Consider the following 19921-nt stretch of genomic DNA (forward strand, 5'->3'; position numbering starts at 1 on the left):
GTGAGTGTAATTTTGAGCATGGCAGAGGAGATGAAAGGTCCTCTAAAATACACTAAAATATTTGCTTAACCCCTTAAAAATATAACTGTGGCCCACTTTTTGGTCGATTAATAGAAAGAAAACTAAAATCTACTAAATACCTTATGACGTATGTGGTAATAAAATGTAAATTCGTTCATTCCTAGTCCTTTACATATAGATAGGTATGGCTCCAGAATCACCGCTCGATAAAGATGCGATCCTACTGGTGGCGCTACGACATGAACTGGTTATCAAGCTGCAGGAAGACTGGGATGTTCTGTGGAAACCCAGGGGCCACGGGGATTCCTTTTCGACGATAGCCAATCTGCCCAATCAAGCCCGGTTCCTAAGCCAACTCTTCGAGGATATTTATGACACGTTGACGAATCACTTTGAGAGCCGGGCCGCTGCCAATGATTACATGATCGATCATGAACGAACCTTAGCCCGGTTCCTTTCTGAATCCTACACCAAAGGCTTTTCCCTGAAGACCCGCAATACCATTGCTACGTATGTAGGCTATCGGGACTACGCTGATTTTGTCCGGCAGTATCGCGAGACGCATGAGCCACCGCCTTCTGTCACGGTCGTGTCGCTGTTACCCGTGCCGATACGTCGCGAACTCGTTCACCTGCCCAGGTATGCAACGACTCATCGACCGTGGAAGCCGCTCTCGCTCCGACGAAAATTGTTTTGGTGGGTTGTTCTAAGCGTGCTACTACTGGCATGGTTCATTTGGGGGTATCAGCAGTATCGTCAGCTACGTTACCTGACGGCTTCCGAAACAGCAGCGGTTGTTTTTCGGGAAGTGGGTCGTAACGCCCCGACGAACCCTTGCTGGGTACGTTTTGAGTACGATTTTTCAGCATTAGGGCTTGATTCACTTATGTTGCATTATGGCGGCTCTTTGGGAGCAGAGGAGGAAAGCCAGCGGTCTATTACCCGGCCCAAAGGAAATCTCAGTGTGGCCTTTTATAAAGGCGGCATTAAGCTAATGACACTACGTCATCGAGACCAAATCATCAAACGCATCATTGTCATGGTGCCAAGTGATAACTGGGGTTGCTTCGTGGGTGGACCAGACTGGACACATCCCGATTTTACTCCTCGCCAATACTACCGGGATAATTGTTTGTTCGTCAATCCAGACATAAGCATTATTGACCCTAAGATACGCTCGTATTTTATGACCCACCTCTACAAGGCGCACCACTGGTCGATTGACATGGACAGCCTGACAGCGGAGTGTCGGATACAGAACAAACCTGATGCCTTTGGTATCAGTTGCTTTGATACCCGATTGACCTTTGCTGACACGAAAGTAAATCAGTTTGCTATTGAGTTTCGCCGTCCGGGATGCCTGGAATTTACCACGCAATCAGGCGATACGCTTCTGCCACAACCCTTGCCTGACCGCAAAGCCTTTGAGGTAAGTTTCCCTAAGATTCTGGACCGTTTTTACAACGTTAAAGTGGTTCTGGCCAACGGCGTCGCAACAACGTATATGGATGGTAAGTTAGTCTCTCGCAACCCATACCGCCACTCGTTTAATCACTTGCGTCAACTCGAAGTTAAATTTAAAGGCTCAGGCAAAATAGACTTCTTCCGCCTGACCAACTCCTACACGGGCCAGCCAGTTTATACTGACGACTTCGGCGGACCTGCCGTTGACTAGTTTTATTTCCTTCCTGTCATCCTTGTCATAACGGCTGTCATAGTTGTCAGGGCTTATCCTGCACAAATTAGGCCATATGACAAAAATCGATCAATCTAAATCAGGTAATTGCCCACAAGTATTCTTTCGCTTAGTGAACTGATTTTTAATCCATTAACCATATCTTATGTATGAAAAAATACTTATTTTACTTTTTGGTATTTAGTGGGCTGCAATTCTCTGTATCTGCCCAGCCTAAACCCGATCTACCCAAACTTACCGAGGCCCAGAAAGCAGAGACACTCGCTTTCAATAGTACGGCTGTTCATGCCGGAAGTATCGCGTATGCGAAATCAATGGGCAAAACACCTAAGGAATATGGCCGGGCGATTGGAAAGTTATTTATCCCATCCTGGAAACAGGGCGCTAAATCTGGCCAGGAATTACGGGGGCTTGTCGAGCATATGAATAGTGTTGCTCAGGCTTTTAACTGCCCCTTTAAACTCACTAGCTGGTCAGCCAGGGAAGCTATTATCAGGCGCGGTAAGTTGCTTCAAGACCCACGAACGGCTAGTCTGTTTACCAGTCTGGGCGTCACGGCTCAGGACATGGAAGCCTGGAATGAAGGGGTTATGGGCGAAATCTCAACCAGCCTCGGCTATTCTCTGTCACAACGGCAAGAAGGGAAGGACGTAGTGGTTACTGTGAAAAAGTTATAAGTGTTAACCATTTGTAGCATGAATAAACGGGTTCCCCTTTTTCTGTTTTTTGTCTGTTCAGTCGGACAATCTTACGCTCAGACTTCGCCGGCTTCCGCTTCTTTATCTCCAGACCAACAAACCATTTTACAACTCGAACGTGAACTGGTCAATGCTTATAATACCGCTGACGCAAAAACGTATGAACGGTTACTGGCCGACGATATGGCTGTCTACATTACTAATTCAGGACGGGTTCGCACTAAACAGCGCCTGCTGGCTGGCTTAACTACAGTAACCCCAGACGATAAATGTGAGATTATGGACATGAGCGTCAACGTATGGGATAATTCGGCGGTAACCTCAGGAATTTTAATCTATACGCCTAAGAATCAAAAAGGTGCAGCAACCAGGTATTCCCGGGTGACAAATATGTTTCTGAAACGGCCAGGCGGATGGCAATTAGTGGCTGCTCACTTTACGCCTATGCTATGGTGGCAAGTGCGACCACCGGAAGATAAGCAACTAATTGTACTGAAAGCACTGGATTGCAGCCAGGAATCGGCATTACGTTCGCCGGTCGAGGTTGACGTGCGGGCGTATATGAAAACCACCAATTTGACTGATAAGCCGATTTCTTCGCAATGGATTACGTATGACGGAAAGCGAGATTCTACTCAAAAGGTCACCATTGAACCCGGTCAGTCGCGGGATGTCTATACGTTTCTGAATAATGCCTTTATCGTGACGGACACTGATGGCAAATGCCTGGCTATTTATAAAGCCCAGAAAGAACCGGGTCTTATGGCAGTTAAATAAAACCTTCACAATAATACCTACTATGAGAAAACAACTCCTCATGCTGCTGATTTTAAGCCCGCTAACCCTAACTCTATACGCTCAGACATCACCCGCATCGACCAGTCAGACGTCTTCTGATGCAGAAGTTATTGAGCAACTTGAGAAAGATTTAATAAAAGCCTATAATACAGGAGATACCCAAATAATCGAACGTATCGTGGCTAATGATGCTACGCGAGGGTTGAACAAAACGGCATTGATTCTTCACAAAAAACCCTACGATGCAGACGCTTTTGAGATGGGACGCCCTGTGGTGAGTGTGTGGGAGAACACAGCCGTTGCAACGGGCACGATGACTGTTTCGTCCAAAGAGCCAAACCAGACAACGTCTCGATACTATCGTGTTACCGATACGTTTATTAAGCGAAAAAATACCTGGCAACTCGTAGCAAGCAGCCGGGCAGAGGTTTCCGTGTGGCAAACGCGTGAAATGAAAAATACGGAATTAACTGACTTGACGGCCCTGGATTGCAGTGGTGAAGCAACAGCGAAGTCATTGAATAGTAACACTGCGGCTTTTATCAAGTTCACAAATGGTACGTCCAAGCCAATAACTATTCGGTGGATTAACCGGGAAGGGAAACCAGACCCCCGCTTTACCTGGACGTTGACTCCCGGTAATTCGTATCCTATGCAAACGTATCTGACTCATCCGTTCATCGTTACGGACGAGATTGGCAAATGTCTGGGCCTTTATACCGCAAAAAAGGAACCTGGTTTAGTAGTTGTTAAATAAAGCGTCAACTCTTTTTCACGGTTTAAAAAGTTGCTTTGGGGATCAATGATAACCTTCCTGGGTCTTCGGCCAAATTCTAGTTAAAAAAAACAGATGATTTTTCTGGGCGGCCTATGCTCGGTCCGCCAACTATTTCCTTTTTATGAACCGAATTCTCCGTAACTACCCGTTCTGTAGGTATTGCATTAGCGCTCTTTTGGTGTGCATATGGATCGCCCTGCCTTTTCAGCTTCCTGCCCAAATTATTCGTACCGTGGCAGGCTCTGATTCGAACGGAGATGGTGGTCCGGCGCCGGATGCTAATCTATATTTCCCTAGTGGCGTAACAGTGGATGGCGATGGTAATCTCTACATTGCCGATAAGAATAACAATCGAATCCGCAAAGTGGGATTAGATGGCGTCATAAGTACGGTAGCGGGTACGGGTATGCCAGACTATAATGGCGATGGAATACCGGCCACCCCTGCCCAGTTGAACTCTTCTTACGGTATGGCGGTGGATGGTAATGGGAGGTGGCAGCGCATATCTCTTTAGTGGCCCAGGTCTGGGAAGTCAGTCGGGCAACGTAGCAGTGGTGAATCAGGCGGGGAATTACTCGGTGACAGCAACGGGCGCCAACGGCTGCACGGCTACTCAAAACACAGTAGTCGCTTCTAATATAGTAGTCCCTACAGCAACCCTGTCGGCCAGTGGCACCTTAACCTGCGCTCAGAACAGCATTACGTTGACCGCTGGGGGTGGCAATATGTATAGTTTCGGTGGGCCGGGTGTAGTGAGTCAGTCCGGTAACGTAGCAGTAGTCAACGTAGCAGGTAGCTACTCAGTAACGGCTATAGGCACGAACGGCTGTACCGCTATCCAGACCACTACCGTAAGTAGCAATACTACGTCCTCCCCTCTCAGTCTAACAGTGAATGTACCCTTAAGCTGCTCCACAAGTAGTGTAACCTTGACGGCCACATCCGGTTTCAGTAGTTACGTCTTTAGCAGTGGGGCCAGCCAGCAAGGTGGCCCCGGAGGAAATACAGCTACTGTCAATGTCGCTGGAGTATATGGAGTAACCGCCATCAACTCGTCAGGTTGTTCTTCCACGGCTACTATAGCGGTCAACTCTCAGAATTGCCCTCCTTCCGTGGCGACTCCCATCGGTCCTCAGGTGGGGACTATTAATCAGGCAGTTTCGTTGACAATTCCAGCCAATACGTTTACTGATGCCGAAACACCCAATAATTTGACGTTGTCGGTCAGTGGGTTACCGAGCGGCTTAAGTTTCAGTGCTCCAGCCACTATCTCCGGTATGCCTTCGACAACGGTAGGCTCCCCCTTCAGTGTGACGGTGAGTGCGACTGATCCGAGCGGACTGTCGAGCAGCACTAGCTTTCAGTTAACGATACGTCCTGCTTCCTCTAGCATTTACCATTACGGGAGTAACCCTGTTAAGTTGCTCGGCTGTGGCTCCTGATCGGCGGCTCATTCAGGTTAATCCAATCTATAGTGGCGTCAATGGCCAGCCCATCAGTTTCTCGGTGGTCAATGAACAGATTGCCACGACCAATCCAGGTCCCTACCAACTAAGTTTATACACCGACAACCCGGTGATTGTGCTGAAAGCCAGCCAACAGGGGACGCCGGGAGAGGTTAGCTTCAACTATAACTGGCTGTTTGCCTGCTCTGGACCCAACAACCCTCCCACCGTCGCGAATCCGATTAGTCCGCAGTCGGCCACGGTGAATCAGTCATTCAGTTTCGTGATTCCGACCAATATATTCACCGATGCCGAAACCCCCAGTAGTCTAACGTTTACAGTTAGTGGTCTACCGGCGGGGTTGAGTTTTGTCTCACCGACGACCATTACGGGTACACCTTCAACAACAGTGGGTTCACCCTTCAGTGTAACGGCACGAGCAATAGACCCGGGCGGATTGTCTGCGTATGCAATTTTCCAGTTAAGTGTGAGTCCTACCACAGGTAATTGTTCAAATATGGTCAGCGTGAAAGTCGGCAATTGGAATGATGCGACTGTCTGGTCGTGTAGTAGGGTTCCTATAAGTTCAGATGTGGTAACGTTGAATCATGCGGTAACGTTGCCGGGAAGTTATCAGGGGCAGGCGTTACGAGTGCGTTACAATTCGGGAGGGCGACTCTTGTTTAGTATAGGAGGTCGGCTACGATTGGCAGGGATTTAGAGCAGAACATGAGTTGGAGCATACCTAACTTGAACGTACTTCAAAGTGTAAATTCTTTCATGGCTGTTTCAATGCATAATTCCCTGTTCAATCCGCTAATTACTATGCGTTTCGAATAGGTATTGTTCTGGTTTACAATTCGTCCCGGAGCATCACCGTCGAGAGCCAGGAAGGACAGGGTACTATTTTCACGGCTGTTACGTTGCTCGCCGAAGTTTTTTGTCAGCCAAACCAATCACTTTCCAAAAAATACTATTGGCGCTGCTACGTTTCCATTAGCGCACAGGAAAATTATGCTTATGACAGGCTGGAAAGGAGTATATGAGACTGGTAATCAGTTTCGTATATTTACTGAATTTGTCCGTATTTTGCTTCTTTACTCGCCTGCCGGTTCATGGAATCATTTATCTTCACTTTGCTGCTGTTGTCGGTGGTTCCATTGGTAGCCGTACCCACCGATTGGCAGATGCTGTTGAAATTCGAATAAAAGCAATGGCACGGGCATTCCAGACTCGGTAAAGGCCGGAATCTTCCAGCCTTTTTCACTACCAGACTAGTAGGAGAAGGAACAGCATTGGACCTGTCATTGTGCCATGATATCGTCGCCACATGGAGGCAGAAACAAGAGATGGAGAATGCGCCAAAATGATTGTATGCGTGCCGTTGCTGGCTTAAACCAATTCTATCTATGACCCCCTCTCTATTCGATAGTGAATTCTACCGGCTTCATCCGGTTACCATCGCAGCAATGGCCGAGTTCACGCTCTCTTTTCTTATCCTGGTTTACTTCCTAAGCCTGCGGGGAAAGACCCGAGACACGTGGCTGATGGTAGGGTACGTGGGTCTTGCCCTGATGATCTACCTGATTGACATTGGCGTGACGACCAGTAGGCCACCCCTATACGCCTACTTCAGAGCGAGTCATGCGATCTTATTTGCGATATGGACACTCTTCTGGACTTGGTGCGCTTACACCTATCAAGACTACCCGTTACGACGCGAAGCGATCAGCGTAATCCTTATTGTGGGATGTGTACTGGCTGGGCTAATCGCTATCAGAGTGGCATCTGGCCTGTCTATCCGCAACTATTTTTCCTTCGCGAGTTTGTATTATATGAGTATGGGATTACAGGCCTGGACCATCGTTGTGTTGGTAAGAAGGTCCGTCAACGCTTCCAAACGTTGGGATAATTCTTCGGGAAGGAAAGGGAATCATCTGCGCACACCTGTTGGTCAGCCGGCTCAATCCCAGCGGGCATTCGCCCTTTTAATCGCCTTCTGGGTTGGCTTTATGGTATGTTCATTTCTCATAAGCGACGAGGGTTCTGCATTTACCTATCACATTAGCCAACTGGTGTTATTGCTGGGCGTGCTGGTGGTCCACGTCACGCACGCCAGCGAAATAACCACCTTCCAGGTGAAGTTGGTCGCCCTACCGCTTACGACCATTCTGATTCTGCTCGGAATACTTCCCTTCCTGCTCTACGGCACCACATCGCCTGAGAGTGACTGGGGCGTTACCAATGTGGAAGTGCAACCAAAACTGCGCGTATTTATGTGGTTAATTCCCGGCTCGGCCCTGTTCACGCTGGTGGCCTTTATTCTGTTTTATCGAGTCGGATTGCTTAAACCACTTGCATTGCTAGTAGAGGGCGTCCAACGCATCGAAGAAGGAGACCTTCAGGCACGAGTACCCGTTCAAAGCCGGGATGAGATCGGCTTTCTGGCACAAAGCCTGAACAAAATGGCTCTTTCCTTACAAGCCGCGCAGGAGGAGCTGGAGAGAAGGGTTGCTGAACGCACAACCGAACTTCAGCATTCGCTCGAAAACCTGCGCGCCACCCAAACCCAACTTATCCAGCGCGAGAAAATGGCGAGTTTAGGCGAGTTAACGGCGGGCATCGCTCACGAAATCCAAAATCCGCTCAACTTTGTCAACAACTTTTCCGAAGTCAGTGCCGAACTATTGAGTGAATTAAAAGACGAACTCGAACGTGGCGATCTTACTGAAGCCAGAGCCATCAGTGACGACCTTACTCAAAACCTCCAGAAAATCAGCCAGCACGGGGGCCGGGCTTCGGCTATTGTCAAGGGCATGTTGGAACATAGCCGCACGGCCACCGGCGAACGGCAGCCTACCAATCTAAATGCGTTGGCCGATGAGTATCTGCGGCTGGCTTATCAGGGATTTCGGGCCAAAGATAAGCTCTTCAATTGTGAGCTGGTCACCCACTTTGATTTGACTTTACCCACAGCAGACGTAGTACCGCAAGAAATCGGGCGGGTATTGCTGAACCTCTTCAATAACGCCTTTTATGCCGTTTTGCAGAATCAGAAAACAGTGCGAGCTAATTATCAACCCACACCCACCGTCAGCCTCAGCACGCAACGTAGCGAATCGGGTATTGAAATTCGCATCAAAGACAACGGCACGGGTATTCCTGAGTCCATAAAAGCTAAGATATTCCAGCCTTTTTTCACCACTAAGCCCACAGGAGAAGGAACGGGCCTGGGTTTATCGCTCTCGTATGATATTGTGACCAAGGGTCATAACGGGTCATTGCTAGTAGAAAGCCAGACAGGACAGGGAACACAGTTTGTGCTTCAATTACCGGCTAAGAGTTAAGCGAATAAGCTAATAAACGTAGTCGCAAGAAACGCCTTATCATTGGAGCAGACACAGAAACGCTCTTTCGTCACACAGGAAGGTTTATTGATATTGAGCCAAAGACCGTTTACTGGCTAACTGGCTTGCTATTATTTTCGTCCTTTACTTCCCAAAGGACGAAAAGGCAGCATTACGGCATGACAAACACGCGAAAGCCTGTATAACTATAACGGCCATCCGGCCTGGAAAAACCCCGGTATGCGCATCGGCAAGTCTGAATACTGAGATTGTAAGAACCGCCCCGAAGCACTCGCTTGGACGGAGTACTCTCAACAATCTTATCAGTACACCATTCGAGCACGTTGCCTAACATATCCTGTAAGCCCCAGGTGTTGGCTTTAAACTGTCCTACGGGAGCGGTAAAAGCATAGCCGTCATCAAACCCGAACAGCCCGTTGCTTGCAGACTCGCCTAATTTTACCCGCAGATCCTCATCGGGTACGTTGGCGTAGCCCTTCAGACTCAGTGAGTCATCGCCGGTAAAAAAACGAGTCGTGGTGCCCACCCGGCAGGCATACTCCCACTCCGCTTCGATGGGCAAGGCGCCAATTTACCCGTTTTTTTACTGAGCCACTCGCAAAATTTTGTGGCATCGTTCCAACTCACGTTGCCAACCGGATAAGTGGCCAATTGAGGCCAGCCCGGATTCCGCCAGGTGTATTGAGGGAACAACCCCTCAAATTTATGTTTATCAGTATTAAACCCGTGCCCACCCCGCCAGGCAGGCCGTAGTTCTTTTTCCGCATCGGTCAGATACCCCTCCTCTAAGATGAACTCCTGAAATTGCCCGAAGGTTACGCTCGTTCGGCCAGGTGAAACCCATTCTCGATACGGATTTACTTTTGTGACTTTTCGTTGTCATCCGCTAGTGGATTGGAGGCTGGTGAGCTCATGAGAAACTGCCTTGGCTCGATCCAGATACAATCAATCGTCTGATTGTTTTTAAAGGGGGATGGTCAGTGATTTTGGCTGAACATTGTTCTGTTGTGCCGTAGCGAAGCGGATAGATACAATCAGGATCAACATGATCGATTTAATGTGCATCCTGAATAGTGATTAACCAAGTTGGTAATCTATCCCGTTCAATAAGTGGCTATTTGTCAAGAAGGCATCAACCGACTATATATAATTGATCATTCCAGAAGAAAACGCTCTATCGACTCAAATGGGAACATTTTCTGCGAATGGGTAACTGCCAGTTACAGGATCAAATTCGAGTAATCGATCTAGCAGGTGAAGTCGCGACTAGCACACCCGACGTTTTCTCCTGCTAAATTCACGCCAGTTCACCATCTCTCCCCCAATCAGTATGCCAACCTGGGGCTGGCTAGACAGTCAGTCTTTTACCGGACAAAAAGCCAAGAAATATGCATCTGATACAAGATAAGAGGGCCAGAAAAGACGCTTGTCAATTCCCGTTCAGTTTCAAACTACTGCTCATGCTTACGATCAACCGCCCACTTGCGCTATAAACCACTCACTTGGCCAGTCCCTGATAACTGGTCGGCAAACTCACCACATGGTTTACCGTTACTACTTCCATTGCCACCGGCAATCGCCCGCACGTCCACACACTTCTATCATTCCAACTACCCGTTTTTACGGCAGACATCGAAACACAATTACTCACCAGGCGAATGCGTTGGTTATTCGTATCAGCAATGTAGAGATTGCCGTTAACGTCAAACGCCAACCCTCCAGGCGAATTTAACTGGGTGGAGGTAGCAGGACCCCCATCTCCATTATAACCACCAGTGCCAGTATTCCTTCTACCTAATCTGGAACAAATACAAGTAGTAAATTCTCCGATTGATCCCAGCAAATCGCTAACAGATTAACGGGTTAGACCTCTCCAGTTTAGAAAAGACAACTGATTAATCCGGATATAAAAGATACTTGGCCCGTATACCTTTAAACTTTTGCAAGCCTGGCTCCCAGCTTTTCCTGATGTCAGCTTCAGAAACGCCCGCTATGATCTGCTTTCTGAGTTGATCGGTGCCAATGCGCAAATCAAAGGCGGATACATCCTTGCTTCGACCCGGTGCAAAGAAATTGGCTTTGTCCGGATAAGCCTTATAGAGTTCAATTACCCAGGATAAATTAAGCTGACGGCTCTTGCGCAACTTGTTTATATCATAGTTACGAAGGTCCAGACCATAACAAACAGAGTCCCGGTGATTGGGCCGTTCACTCATACCGGGAATACTAACCGGTTTGTAGGAAAACGAATACTTGCCTTTTAAAGCAGGCGCTCCCAAGATCGTAAAGGGCATGTAAGTGCCCCGGCCTTCATTGATGGCGGTTCCTTCAAACATACATAAGCTCGGGAAAAGCAGCACCGCTTGCTGGGAGTTTAAGTTGGGGGAGGGTTGTATGGGTAGTACATAGGCCATGTCATGCGTGTAATTGGCCACTTTGATAATCTTTATATTGCATGGTTTCTTTAGATACCCTTCCCCGTTAAGATACTGGGCAAACTCGCCGATGGTCATGCCATGGGTCATGGGTATATAATGAATCCCGATTACTGATTTAAATTTATCATCCGTCATCACCGGCCCGTCTACTACATAGGCATTCGGATTGGGCCGGTCAAGAATGAGCAATTCTTTGTTGGTTTCTGAACAAGCTTCCATGACATACTCGAGCGTATTGATATTGGTATAGTATCGGCAGCCTACATCCTGAATATCAAATACCATCAGATCGATATCCGCCAGCTGTGCTGGGGTTGGTTTCTCATTTTTGCCGTACAAGGAGATGATTGGAATACCGGTTTTGGCATCTTTCTCATTGCTTACTGCAGCACCATTACTGGCATTGCCTCTAAATCCATGCTCGGGTCCGAACACTTTGACAATATTGATCCCAAGGCTCAATAAACTGTCGACACTGCTTTTCTTGCCGATCATCGAACTCTGATTGGCCACCAGGCCAATTCGTTTTCCTTTTAGATACGGCACATATTGTTGTGTCCGGTCGGCCCCTGTACTAATTCCTTTCTCATTGGATGTAGTATGGATTGAGGAGGCAAGTTGGGTGGGCCTTTTACTGAGGCTAATGGTCAGTAGTGTTACCAAAAGTAAGACAGTCAATCGTATCATTTTAGCAAGTGTATATTTTCGCTATTGTTCCTGGTGCTAGGTCGGATGACTCCAGGCCAGCAGGGCTAATTTAGTTGAATTAACTGAAGTATCATCCATATATATTGCTGCAGCTTGTCTACTACTCAACCAAAGTTGCCGACTAAAAATATGGTTACCTTTTAGGCAGATGATACAACCGACGACCGGCAAGCGGGAGTTTATTAAATTCAAACGGATCGAAGCCAGACTTTGTAATACCTATGTTGGGATATTAAATACGTTACAGGGTGAACGGCGAAATTACTATCTGCTAAGTGTTATGGATGTTTATACCCGCAAAATTCTAGACTGGGTCTTCCAGGACAGTACTCGTCAAATGTGTCCAGCACATATACGTCCCGGGGAAATGCCTGGACGGTGAAAGGCTGCTCGGCTATTAACGTAGTGATATAGCGAAGTAGAGGAGCCTCGCCCTTCGGCAGTTCGATCGTAACGACGTACTGACCCAATGGTTCTTCTACCTGGCGTACTGAATCTGGCTGGGACTTTGTTAGGCTGACAGCCAACTGATTGCTCCCTTCAAGAGCTGTACCACTTAGAGTTAGCCTGGTCCCGACTGCTACGTTCCTTCCGAACTTAGGTCATTGTTAACAGTAAATCGCAAGCGGGTGGAAGCAACGTATCAACTATAGGAAGTTCCAGTGAAGCAGCTAACCTGGCAGTCAGGTACCGTTCCCTCATTTTAGTAAAGACTTAGTTAGCCGGTTGGCTACACAAGCAGTATAAGTTATCAGATTCGTTTACGCCGAAAACCGATTAGTCGATAAACGTATGTCCTGGAATTTTACCTGAACCTATTTTTTATGATTTACCCAATGAACGTAAATCGATTACGACCACCGGCTCACTCTTTGAATCTGGAGATTTGGGGTGGTATCGAATGCACGGTAAATCGGGTAAATGACCAGTATCAGGATCAGGTAAAACGTAGCGGACATCACAACCGGATAGAGGATATCGACTGCATAGCTGACTTGGGTATCAGCGTGTTACGTTATCCTGTTCTATGGGAACGGACTGCCCCTGAACACCCTGAGCATTTGGACTGGCGTTGGGCCGATGAGCGGTTAAACCGGTTACGAGACGTAGCAATCAGGCCAATTGTCGGTTTGGTTCACCATGGTTGTGGTCCTCACTATGCTACCTTCGACAGCCCGGCTTTTGCGCCTGAGTTAGCGCGTTATGCCCGACGTGTTGCGGAACGGTATCCCTGGGTGATGGACTATACGCCCGTGAATGAGCCGTTAACAACAGCCCGTTTTGCTGGCTTGTATGGACACTGGTACCCACACAGCCGGTCTGATAAAGGATTTGTGCGGTTGCTTCTCCGGCAGGTTCAGGCAACGATTCAGGCGATGGCCCAAATCCGGATCGTTCAGCCGGGAGCGCGATTGATTCAGACCGACGATTTAAGTTATGTGCATAGTACACCCGGCGTTCGGTATCAGGCCGATTTTGAAAATGAACGGCGCTTTCTGACCTGGGATTTGCTTTGCGGGTATGTCACACCAGACCATGCTCTCTGGAATTACTTGCTGGAGTCGGGAGCTACTGAAGCGGAGTTACGGGCCTTCGTTGAAAACCCTTGTCCGCCATCGGTAATTGGTGCCAATCACTACGTTACCAGCGAACGCTTCCTGGATGAGTATACCGCAGGATACCCTGACTGGATACGGAGCACAAATGGAACGCACGAGTATGTTGATACAGAAGTCGTTCGGGCGGCTCCTGAACAGCGACTCGGAATAGGAAAACTGTTGATGCAGGTCTGGGAACGGTATAAACTACCAATCGTGGTGACCGAAGCCCACCTGGGAGATTGTGTGGAAGAGCAAAAACGCTGGCTGGGTGAGGTATGGCAGCAATCGCAGGAGGCTAAGTTGGCCGGTGCAGATGTACAGGCTGTTACAATCTGGGCGTTATTCGGTTTATACGATTGGCACTGCCTATTGACGCGTCAGGAAAATCATTACGAACCTGGTGCTTTCAACGTCAGTAGCGGCCGGGCAATCCCTACGGACCTGGTTGAGATGATCGTTCAACTGGCCAAGGGAAGACCAGCTGACGAATTGATTCCATCGGGAGAAGGCTGGTGGCAGATGGAGCAGGAATCGCTCCAGTTAATCTCTTAGTAAATCCATTATGTCTTGAAAATCAACTCATTGCTCTAATTTTTATGATGTATAAGTTGGATTTAACTCGTAAGTCGATAAAGATAATTAATTGAATATCTGAGATTTACTTTCGACCAGACAGGTTGTATTCTTTTTTCATAAAAGCAAACAATCGGTGTTAAAGTCGGCATGTATACGTATTATGGAATCCTTGAACACTGACAGCTCTCCACCTTTATCGGCCCTCGTTTTCTATTTGTTCGCGCAACGGGAAACCATCCTGAACAACTGGCGAACGGCTTGTCAGGAAGATGCTACGTTAAGCAAAGGCCTTTCATTAAGTCGTGAAGAATTTAATAACTTACTTCCGCTGATTTTAGATATTCTGGAGGCACGACTGCTTGGAAAACCACCTGAGGCCGAACCATCCCTGACGGCTCAGGCGCATGGACTGCATCGCTGGCAAAAATCGTTTTCCCTGATTGATACGATGCGGGAAATAGCTTACTTAACGCAAATACTGTACAATGAGCTGAAGATCTATCAGGGCCTTTTCCCCCAAACAGATGCGCAAATTCTCCTGAATGTCAATCAGCAGGTTTCCCTGATTATGCAGGAGGCCATGGAGGGTAGTGTCGTCAAATATGACGAGCTGCAACGGCTGGAAGCCGCTCAACGGTCATCTGCCCTTCAGCAGGTTGTGGATAAAATGACCGTTTTATCCGAAGAACGGACCAATATGCTGCGGACGTCTGCTCATGACCTGCATGGGGGGCTAGGCATTATCAATGGAGCCGCTTATATGCTCAAGCTGGAGGGATTATCGGAAGAGCAGCGAGAGCAGTACGTGGATATGTTAAACCGGAATCTGGCGAGTGTTGAGGTGATGCTGACGAGTTTAATGAACCTCTCCCGACTGGAAGCAGGTGAAGAAAAACGTCAGGTTGAGTCTTTGGACGTAGCGCCCCTCCTGCGTGAGATGGTCCAGAGCGGACAGGCACTGGCTACTGAACGAAAACTGATACTCAGAGCCGATGGTCCTGCTTCGCTACGTGTTGAAACCGATCCTGTTAAGCTACAACGTATTGTGCAGAATCTGTTGCTGAACGCGTTAAAATACACCTCCAATGGATTTATTTCGATTTCCTGGGCATTAGAGACTGATGCCCGCTGGATCGTGAGTATTCAGGATTCAGGACCGGGTTTGCCTCCCACACTAGCGGGTGTATTTGGTGATCAATTAAAGCCAACCGTCGAAGCGACCAGTGTGATGTCCGTTGATGTAGCAGAGCCCGTAACTGTTTTGCCGATTAACGTACCAACCATTCCCCCGCCTGAACAACTAAGTGAATTAAGCTACCAGACGAATCAGGGTGAAGGTATCGGGTTACAGATTGTGAAGCGATTGTGTGAACTGTTAGATGCCAACATGGAAATCGAAAGTATTACGGGCCGGGGGACTTTATTTCGTATTCGGTTACCAATACGTTATACTACCAGTACTTAAGTGTCGGCATATCGGGATGCATTCTGAGAACTGGTCCTGGGTTACCTGCTCTTGCCAACAAAAATGGCTTCATCACCCTATCTAGCTAAACCTGTTTTTAACTGAAAGTTAAATCAACGTAATGAAGCCATTAATTTATGTAATCGATAATGAAACGGACTACCTCCAACTGGTTCAGTACGTATTCGTTGAATTCTTACCTGATTATGCAGTTTCTCTGTTTTCCAGCGGTGAGACTATGCTGAGCAGCTTGCAGACAAGTCTGGAACAGCCAGCATTGCTGTTACTTGATCTACATATGCCCGGTATGAGTGGCCAGCAGACATTATCCCATCTTAAGGCCCGACAGGACTGGAAACCGATTCCGGTGGTCATGGTAACCAGTGCAACAGCCAAGGGAGAAATTCAGGCCTGTTACGAGGCTGGCGCCAATTCCTGTCTGGCGAAACCCATGAACATAGACGCTATGAAGACGTTGTTTAAACAGGTATGTGCCTATTGGGTTGATACCAAGGGTCATAATACCCTGCCTGGTTGAAAAATCCAATCGATTGAGTTTTCAACAACTGCTTATTCAATTGTAATTAATGAAACAAACGTGTTACTGATTCACCAACTTCTTGAACAGCCATCTTTACTGGCCTACTTTATTGGAGCAGATAATTATGCCTGGCTTCAGTTTCGCAGTGGCGAACGACGATTACTGGCCAAACCCCTAGTTTATTTTGAGAAACGATTACCAACGTTTATTCGCATTCACAAAACAGCCCTGATTAACCCGACTTGTATTGCCACTGTAAAACAGCCTCCCCGCCCCAAAATGGCAGGGTCAGTGCGGTTGGTAGATGGTACCGAACTACCCGTGAGTCGTCGACGATGGAAAGAGGTGATTCAATTATTACAAAGTCAGGGTAACGCGATCGATAGTGTTAAATCATCGGTGTCTACCCGATCCAATCTGGCTCAGGAACAGGTGACACCGCTACTGGTACAGGTAATTATGAAGGGTGATACGTTGCTGCTGGCTGAGCAATGCCTTCGTCAACTAGACGTCCCGTTTACATTGCAATCGTCAATAGCGGGTGCAGAACTGGCCTCTGCCCTGCTGCTTAGGCCAACAGGTAAGTGGCCTAAGTTAATTATTATTGATTCCAGAATGAACCGGGCCGATAGCATAGTGACTGTACAAACGCTCAAAGGTCATGGCCGGTTGCGGGCAATTCCGGTGATTTATCTGATACCACCGTCGGAAAATATGATGCAGGCCTACCAATTGGACGCTAATTCGGTGGTCGTTGTTCCAGACGATCCAAGTTCACTGGTTCGAATCCTCAATAAGATAGTCGATTATTGGTTGAAGATCGTTCAGTTAGTCGACTGACCAAATCGCTTTCGATTAAAATAAAGAAATATCAATTCTGGGTAGAGTGACCGTTTCCCACCAATACGTGCGCAGACTTTGAAAATAACGAAGCCAATCGGTCGACAGGCGGGGTTTAACCAGATACGATGAGCAGCCACGCTGGTAGGCTTCAGCAACATCAGTCTGGCTGTTCGATTGACTTAACAGCACAACCGGGATTTTACCCATAGCCGCAGGCATCGCTTTAATTTGTTCGAGCAGTCGCCAGCCATTCTGGCGATCGGGCAGGTATAGATCCAGTAAAATTAGTTTGGGATAATTCCACTCTTCGATGCGACACTGATTGAGAAAGCGAAGCGCTTCAGCTTCAGAGGAAACGATTGCGGTCTTGACTTCGGGTAAGCACTGCTCAATCGACTCCTTCATTAAAATTCCATGATCCTGATTATCCTCAATAATTAACAGGCTGGCATTTCTAAAATTATCTTGAAGGGATGTGTTACTCGGTAACTGACTTTTCATGAACGTTGATTGGGTATGACATCATCCAAAAGTACAACATAAAGTAACTAAAAACTAGAGACTTACTTAGTAAATTGATGGGTTTTACGTTAATCTGCTCCTTTTTAAGAAGTTCCGTTCCCTCACTTGCAAATTAGATATGGCCGTTAAAGTTCTGGCCAATGGGTTGTAGGTATATAAGATCTCTACTCAACTAAATCGGCTACTATCGCTGATCAACCCCGACGCTTGCAACTATGAATTCTACGTCTGAACTACGATCGACATTACATACAACCCAGTCTGTACAACATGAATGGCTAACGCGAAAGTCTACCTCCACGTCAATAAATGGCTCCGACTCCGCCCAGGGATTTACGGATCTGCTTTGTTTTGCGCACCTGCGCTGGAATTTTGTCTATCAGCGGCCACAGCACCTCCTGAGCAGGGCAGCTAACCAGTGTCGGGTTTGGTATATTGAAGAACCAATCTGGCAGGATGCCTTATCGCTTGAGATTAAGAAAGTAGCTGAAAATCTTACTGTTGTGGTGCCTTACCTGCCCCAAGGTATTGATGAACAAACCGCCATCCGACTTCAACGGCAATTGATCGATCAATTGATCGATCAGCAAACGATAACCGACTATGTCACCTGGTACTATACGCCAATGGCATTTCCTTTTACCGATCACCTTCGCCCGAAGGTTGTCCTGTACGACTGCATGGATGAACTTTCGGCCTTTCTGGGGGCATCTCCACAATTACTTGAGCAGGAACAACGTCTCTTAAACAGGGCTGATGTCGTTTTTACGGGTGGGTACAGTCTTTATGAAGCCAAGAAAAAGCGTCATTCAGCCGTTTATGCCTTCCCGAGCTGTATCGACTATACGCATTTCTGTCCTGCCAATTCGACGAACTCGCTGGCCGGTTTAGACGATCCAGCCGATCAGGCATCCATTGGCTACCCACGGATTGGTTATAGTGGCGTTATCGATGAGCGTCTGGACCTGTCCTTACTACGTGAGTTGGCCAATCGTCGGCCCGATTGGCAATTTGTCCTGTTAGGCCCGGTCGTTAAAATAGACCCGGCAACCCTGCCAACTGGTCCCAATCTGCATTATCTGGGTATGAAGGAGTACAAAACGTTACCCGCTTATTTCAGTAACTGGCAGGTCGCCATGATGCCGTTCGCGATTAATAAATCAACGCAGTTTATTAGTCCGACCAAAACGCCGGAATACTTGGCGGCAGGATTACCAGTCGTCTCCACGCCAATCCGCGACGTAGTGAAGACCTATGAGAAGTGGAGTCGGGTAACGATCGCCGATACGGTATCTGCCTTTGAGCAGGGCATATTGGCAAGCCTGAATCAGTCGGTGGGTGACGATGAACCCGAACTCGATCAATTTCTACGTACCCAGTCCTGGGATCAAACCTGGCGGCAAATGCACGCTATTTTAAACAAAGAGACTTCGTATGTACTACGTTGAAAATAAAAACTAGCTTGCCACATTTTGCCAGATAAGTAGGAGTTTTGCAGCAACTAAGCCTACATGAACAACCACATACAAATTGGCACCTGTGGACTAAATGGGCCTAAAAAAGCCTATGCCGAATTATTTTCGAGTGTAGAGGTCCAGCTTACGTTTTATCAACCACCCCGGCTGGCTACGCTGGAACGGTGGCGTAATGAAGTGCCGGTTGACTTCGAGTTTACAATGAAAGCCTGGCAACTCATTACGCACCCGGCAAAAAGTCCAACGTATAAACGATTAAAACGAACGTTATCAGACTCTGAACGTACCGAAGCGGGATACTTCAGACCCACTTCGATTGTCGATGAAGCCTGGGAATTCACGCTGGCCTGCGCCCAGACGCTACGTGCGAAAACGATTCTGTTTCAATGCCCGGCTAGTTTTACGCAAACACCTGAGCATATCGCCGATCTGGTTCAGTTCTTTTCGCGTATTGAACGTAGTGGCTTAAATTGCTGTTGGGAGCCGCGTGGATTTTGGGATAAAGAGGTCGTCAAAACCTTGTGTGAAGACCTTGATCTTTGGCATGTTGTCGATCCGTTTGTGCAGTCGACGATGACGCCGGAACGGTGTTACTTTCGGCTGCATGGTCGTCAGGGATGGCGGTATCAGTATGAAGCTGATGAGCTAGCTGACTTGGTAGAGCTATTACCAGAAGAAGAAACCGGATACGTGTTCTTCAATAATATTCACATGAAGCAGGACGCTTTGCTCTTTAAACAGATACGCAAAACCACTTCTGAATAAGCGGTGCCAATGAACCCTGTTACGTTACTGGAATAGGCAGAAGTGCTACGTAATCTGGCGGATTTGAAGAAAAATTTATACAGGTACACGTAGTAACAAACGTCCCTGTTGATTACGGGAAACCTTGCTGATCAAGTTGAATGGGGGCTTCTCAACAAATAGCAAAAGCTTTTTCTCGTAACG

19 protein-coding genes and 1 pseudogene are annotated in these 19921 nt (G+C 47.6%); 14 read left to right on the forward strand and 6 right to left on the reverse strand.

The window, feature by feature from the left end:
- Positions 1-205: 205 nt before the first annotated feature.
- The 7 genes from IC229_RS30875 (at position 206) to IC229_RS30905 (ending at position 6157) form a co-directional block, all read left to right on the forward strand.
- Positions 206-1696: a hypothetical protein gene (locus tag IC229_RS30875; protein ID WP_190892166.1), complete on the forward strand. Its 1491-nt coding sequence runs from the start codon at positions 206-208 to the stop codon at positions 1694-1696.
- Between the two features lie 170 nt (positions 1697-1866).
- Positions 1867-2394 (forward strand): hypothetical protein, encoded by a 528-nt coding sequence (locus IC229_RS30880; protein ID WP_190892168.1) that lies wholly within the window; start codon positions 1867-1869, stop codon positions 2392-2394.
- A gap of 18 nt (positions 2395-2412) precedes the next feature.
- A complete protein-coding gene (locus IC229_RS30885) occupies positions 2413-3192 on the forward strand; it encodes a DUF4440 domain-containing protein (protein ID WP_190892170.1) in 780 nt (259 codons plus the stop codon).
- A gap of 22 nt (positions 3193-3214) precedes the next feature.
- Positions 3215-3970, forward strand: coding sequence for a DUF4440 domain-containing protein (locus IC229_RS30890; RefSeq protein WP_190892172.1), 756 nt, complete (start codon positions 3215-3217; stop codon positions 3968-3970).
- A gap of 142 nt (positions 3971-4112) precedes the next feature.
- Positions 4113-4505, forward strand: coding sequence for an NHL domain-containing protein (locus IC229_RS30895; protein ID WP_190892174.1), 393 nt, complete (start codon positions 4113-4115; stop codon positions 4503-4505).
- On the forward strand, positions 4471-5433 hold the full coding sequence (locus tag IC229_RS30900) for a putative Ig domain-containing protein (protein WP_190892176.1): 963 nt from the start codon (positions 4471-4473) through the stop codon (positions 5431-5433). Before IC229_RS30895 ends, IC229_RS30900 begins: the two co-directional genes overlap by 35 nt.
- Positions 5423-6157 carry a putative Ig domain-containing protein gene (locus IC229_RS30905; RefSeq protein WP_190892177.1) on the forward strand — a complete coding sequence of 245 codons (735 nt, stop codon included), beginning with the start codon at positions 5423-5425 and terminating at the stop codon, positions 6155-6157. Before IC229_RS30900 ends, IC229_RS30905 begins: the two co-directional genes overlap by 11 nt.
- A 348-nt stretch (positions 6158-6505) precedes the next feature.
- Here the strand turns inward: IC229_RS30905 and IC229_RS30910 are convergent, their stop codons facing one another.
- Positions 6506-6766: a hypothetical protein gene (locus tag IC229_RS30910; protein WP_190892179.1), complete on the reverse strand. Its 261-nt coding sequence runs from the start codon at positions 6764-6766 to the stop codon at positions 6506-6508.
- A gap of 79 nt (positions 6767-6845) precedes the next feature.
- On the opposite strand from IC229_RS30910, the gene IC229_RS30915 reads away from it, so the two are divergent.
- A complete protein-coding gene (locus IC229_RS30915) occupies positions 6846-8783 on the forward strand; it encodes an ATP-binding protein (protein WP_190892180.1) in 1938 nt (645 codons plus the stop codon).
- Positions 8784-8955: 172 nt separating this feature from the next.
- Here the strand turns inward: IC229_RS30915 and IC229_RS30920 are convergent, their stop codons facing one another.
- The 4 genes and pseudogenes from IC229_RS30920 to IC229_RS30935 all read right to left on the reverse strand — a co-directional run bounded on the left by IC229_RS30920 (position 8956) and on the right by IC229_RS30935 (position 11929).
- Positions 8956-9366 carry a formylglycine-generating enzyme family protein gene (locus IC229_RS30920; RefSeq protein WP_190892182.1) on the reverse strand — a complete coding sequence of 137 codons (411 nt, stop codon included), beginning with the start codon at positions 9364-9366 and terminating at the stop codon, positions 8956-8958.
- Positions 9288-9620 (reverse strand): annotated as a pseudogene (locus IC229_RS36210) (SUMF1/EgtB/PvdO family nonheme iron enzyme); the annotation flags it as partial. The gene IC229_RS30920 and the pseudogene IC229_RS36210, both read right to left, overlap by 79 nt.
- A 682-nt stretch (positions 9621-10302) precedes the next feature.
- Complete coding sequence (locus IC229_RS30930; RefSeq protein WP_190892184.1) at positions 10303-10647, reverse strand: hypothetical protein; 345 nt, start codon at positions 10645-10647, stop codon at positions 10303-10305.
- 52 nt (positions 10648-10699) lie between these two features.
- The gene (locus IC229_RS30935) at positions 10700-11929 is read right to left on the reverse strand and encodes an exo-beta-N-acetylmuramidase NamZ family protein (RefSeq protein WP_190892186.1); all 1230 of its coding nucleotides are present in this window, start codon (positions 11927-11929) and stop codon (positions 10700-10702) included.
- Positions 11930-12774: 845 nt separating this feature from the next.
- Here IC229_RS30935 and IC229_RS30940 point away from each other — a divergent pair.
- The 4 genes from IC229_RS30940 to IC229_RS30955 all read left to right on the forward strand — a co-directional run bounded on the left by IC229_RS30940 (position 12775) and on the right by IC229_RS30955 (position 16973).
- Positions 12775-14103, forward strand: a complete 1329-nt coding sequence (locus tag IC229_RS30940; RefSeq protein ID WP_223834289.1) for a family 1 glycosylhydrolase — start codon at positions 12775-12777, stop codon at positions 14101-14103.
- 184 nt (positions 14104-14287) lie between these two features.
- Positions 14288-15592, forward strand: a complete 1305-nt coding sequence (locus IC229_RS30945) for a sensor histidine kinase (RefSeq protein ID WP_190892188.1) — start codon at positions 14288-14290, stop codon at positions 15590-15592.
- 121 nt (positions 15593-15713) lie between these two features.
- Positions 15714-16130: a response regulator gene (locus IC229_RS30950; protein ID WP_190892189.1), complete on the forward strand. Its 417-nt coding sequence runs from the start codon at positions 15714-15716 to the stop codon at positions 16128-16130.
- A 60-nt stretch (positions 16131-16190) separates the two neighbouring features.
- The gene (locus IC229_RS30955; RefSeq protein ID WP_190892191.1) at positions 16191-16973 is read left to right on the forward strand and encodes a LytTR family transcriptional regulator DNA-binding domain-containing protein; all 783 of its coding nucleotides are present in this window, start codon (positions 16191-16193) and stop codon (positions 16971-16973) included.
- Positions 16974-16988: 15 nt separating this feature from the next.
- On the opposite strand, the gene IC229_RS30960 is transcribed toward IC229_RS30955, so the two are convergent.
- The gene (locus tag IC229_RS30960; protein WP_190892193.1) at positions 16989-17477 is read right to left on the reverse strand and encodes a response regulator; all 489 of its coding nucleotides are present in this window, start codon (positions 17475-17477) and stop codon (positions 16989-16991) included.
- 236 nt (positions 17478-17713) lie between these two features.
- Here IC229_RS30960 and IC229_RS30965 point away from each other — a divergent pair, with 236 nt between their 5' ends.
- Together IC229_RS30965 and IC229_RS30970 are read left to right on the forward strand one after the other, a co-directional pair.
- Positions 17714-18946: a glycosyltransferase family 1 protein gene (locus IC229_RS30965; protein ID WP_223834290.1), complete on the forward strand. Its 1233-nt coding sequence runs from the start codon at positions 17714-17716 to the stop codon at positions 18944-18946.
- 63 nt (positions 18947-19009) lie between these two features.
- Entirely contained in the window at positions 19010-19738 is a 729-nt protein-coding gene (locus IC229_RS30970) for a DUF72 domain-containing protein (protein WP_190892195.1), read from the forward strand.
- The last annotated feature ends 183 nt before the right edge of the window (positions 19739-19921 follow it).

The sequence above is a fragment of the Spirosoma profusum genome (genome assembly GCF_014699005.1).
GTDB classification, from domain to species: domain Bacteria; phylum Bacteroidota; class Bacteroidia; order Cytophagales; family Spirosomataceae; genus Spirosoma; species Spirosoma profusum.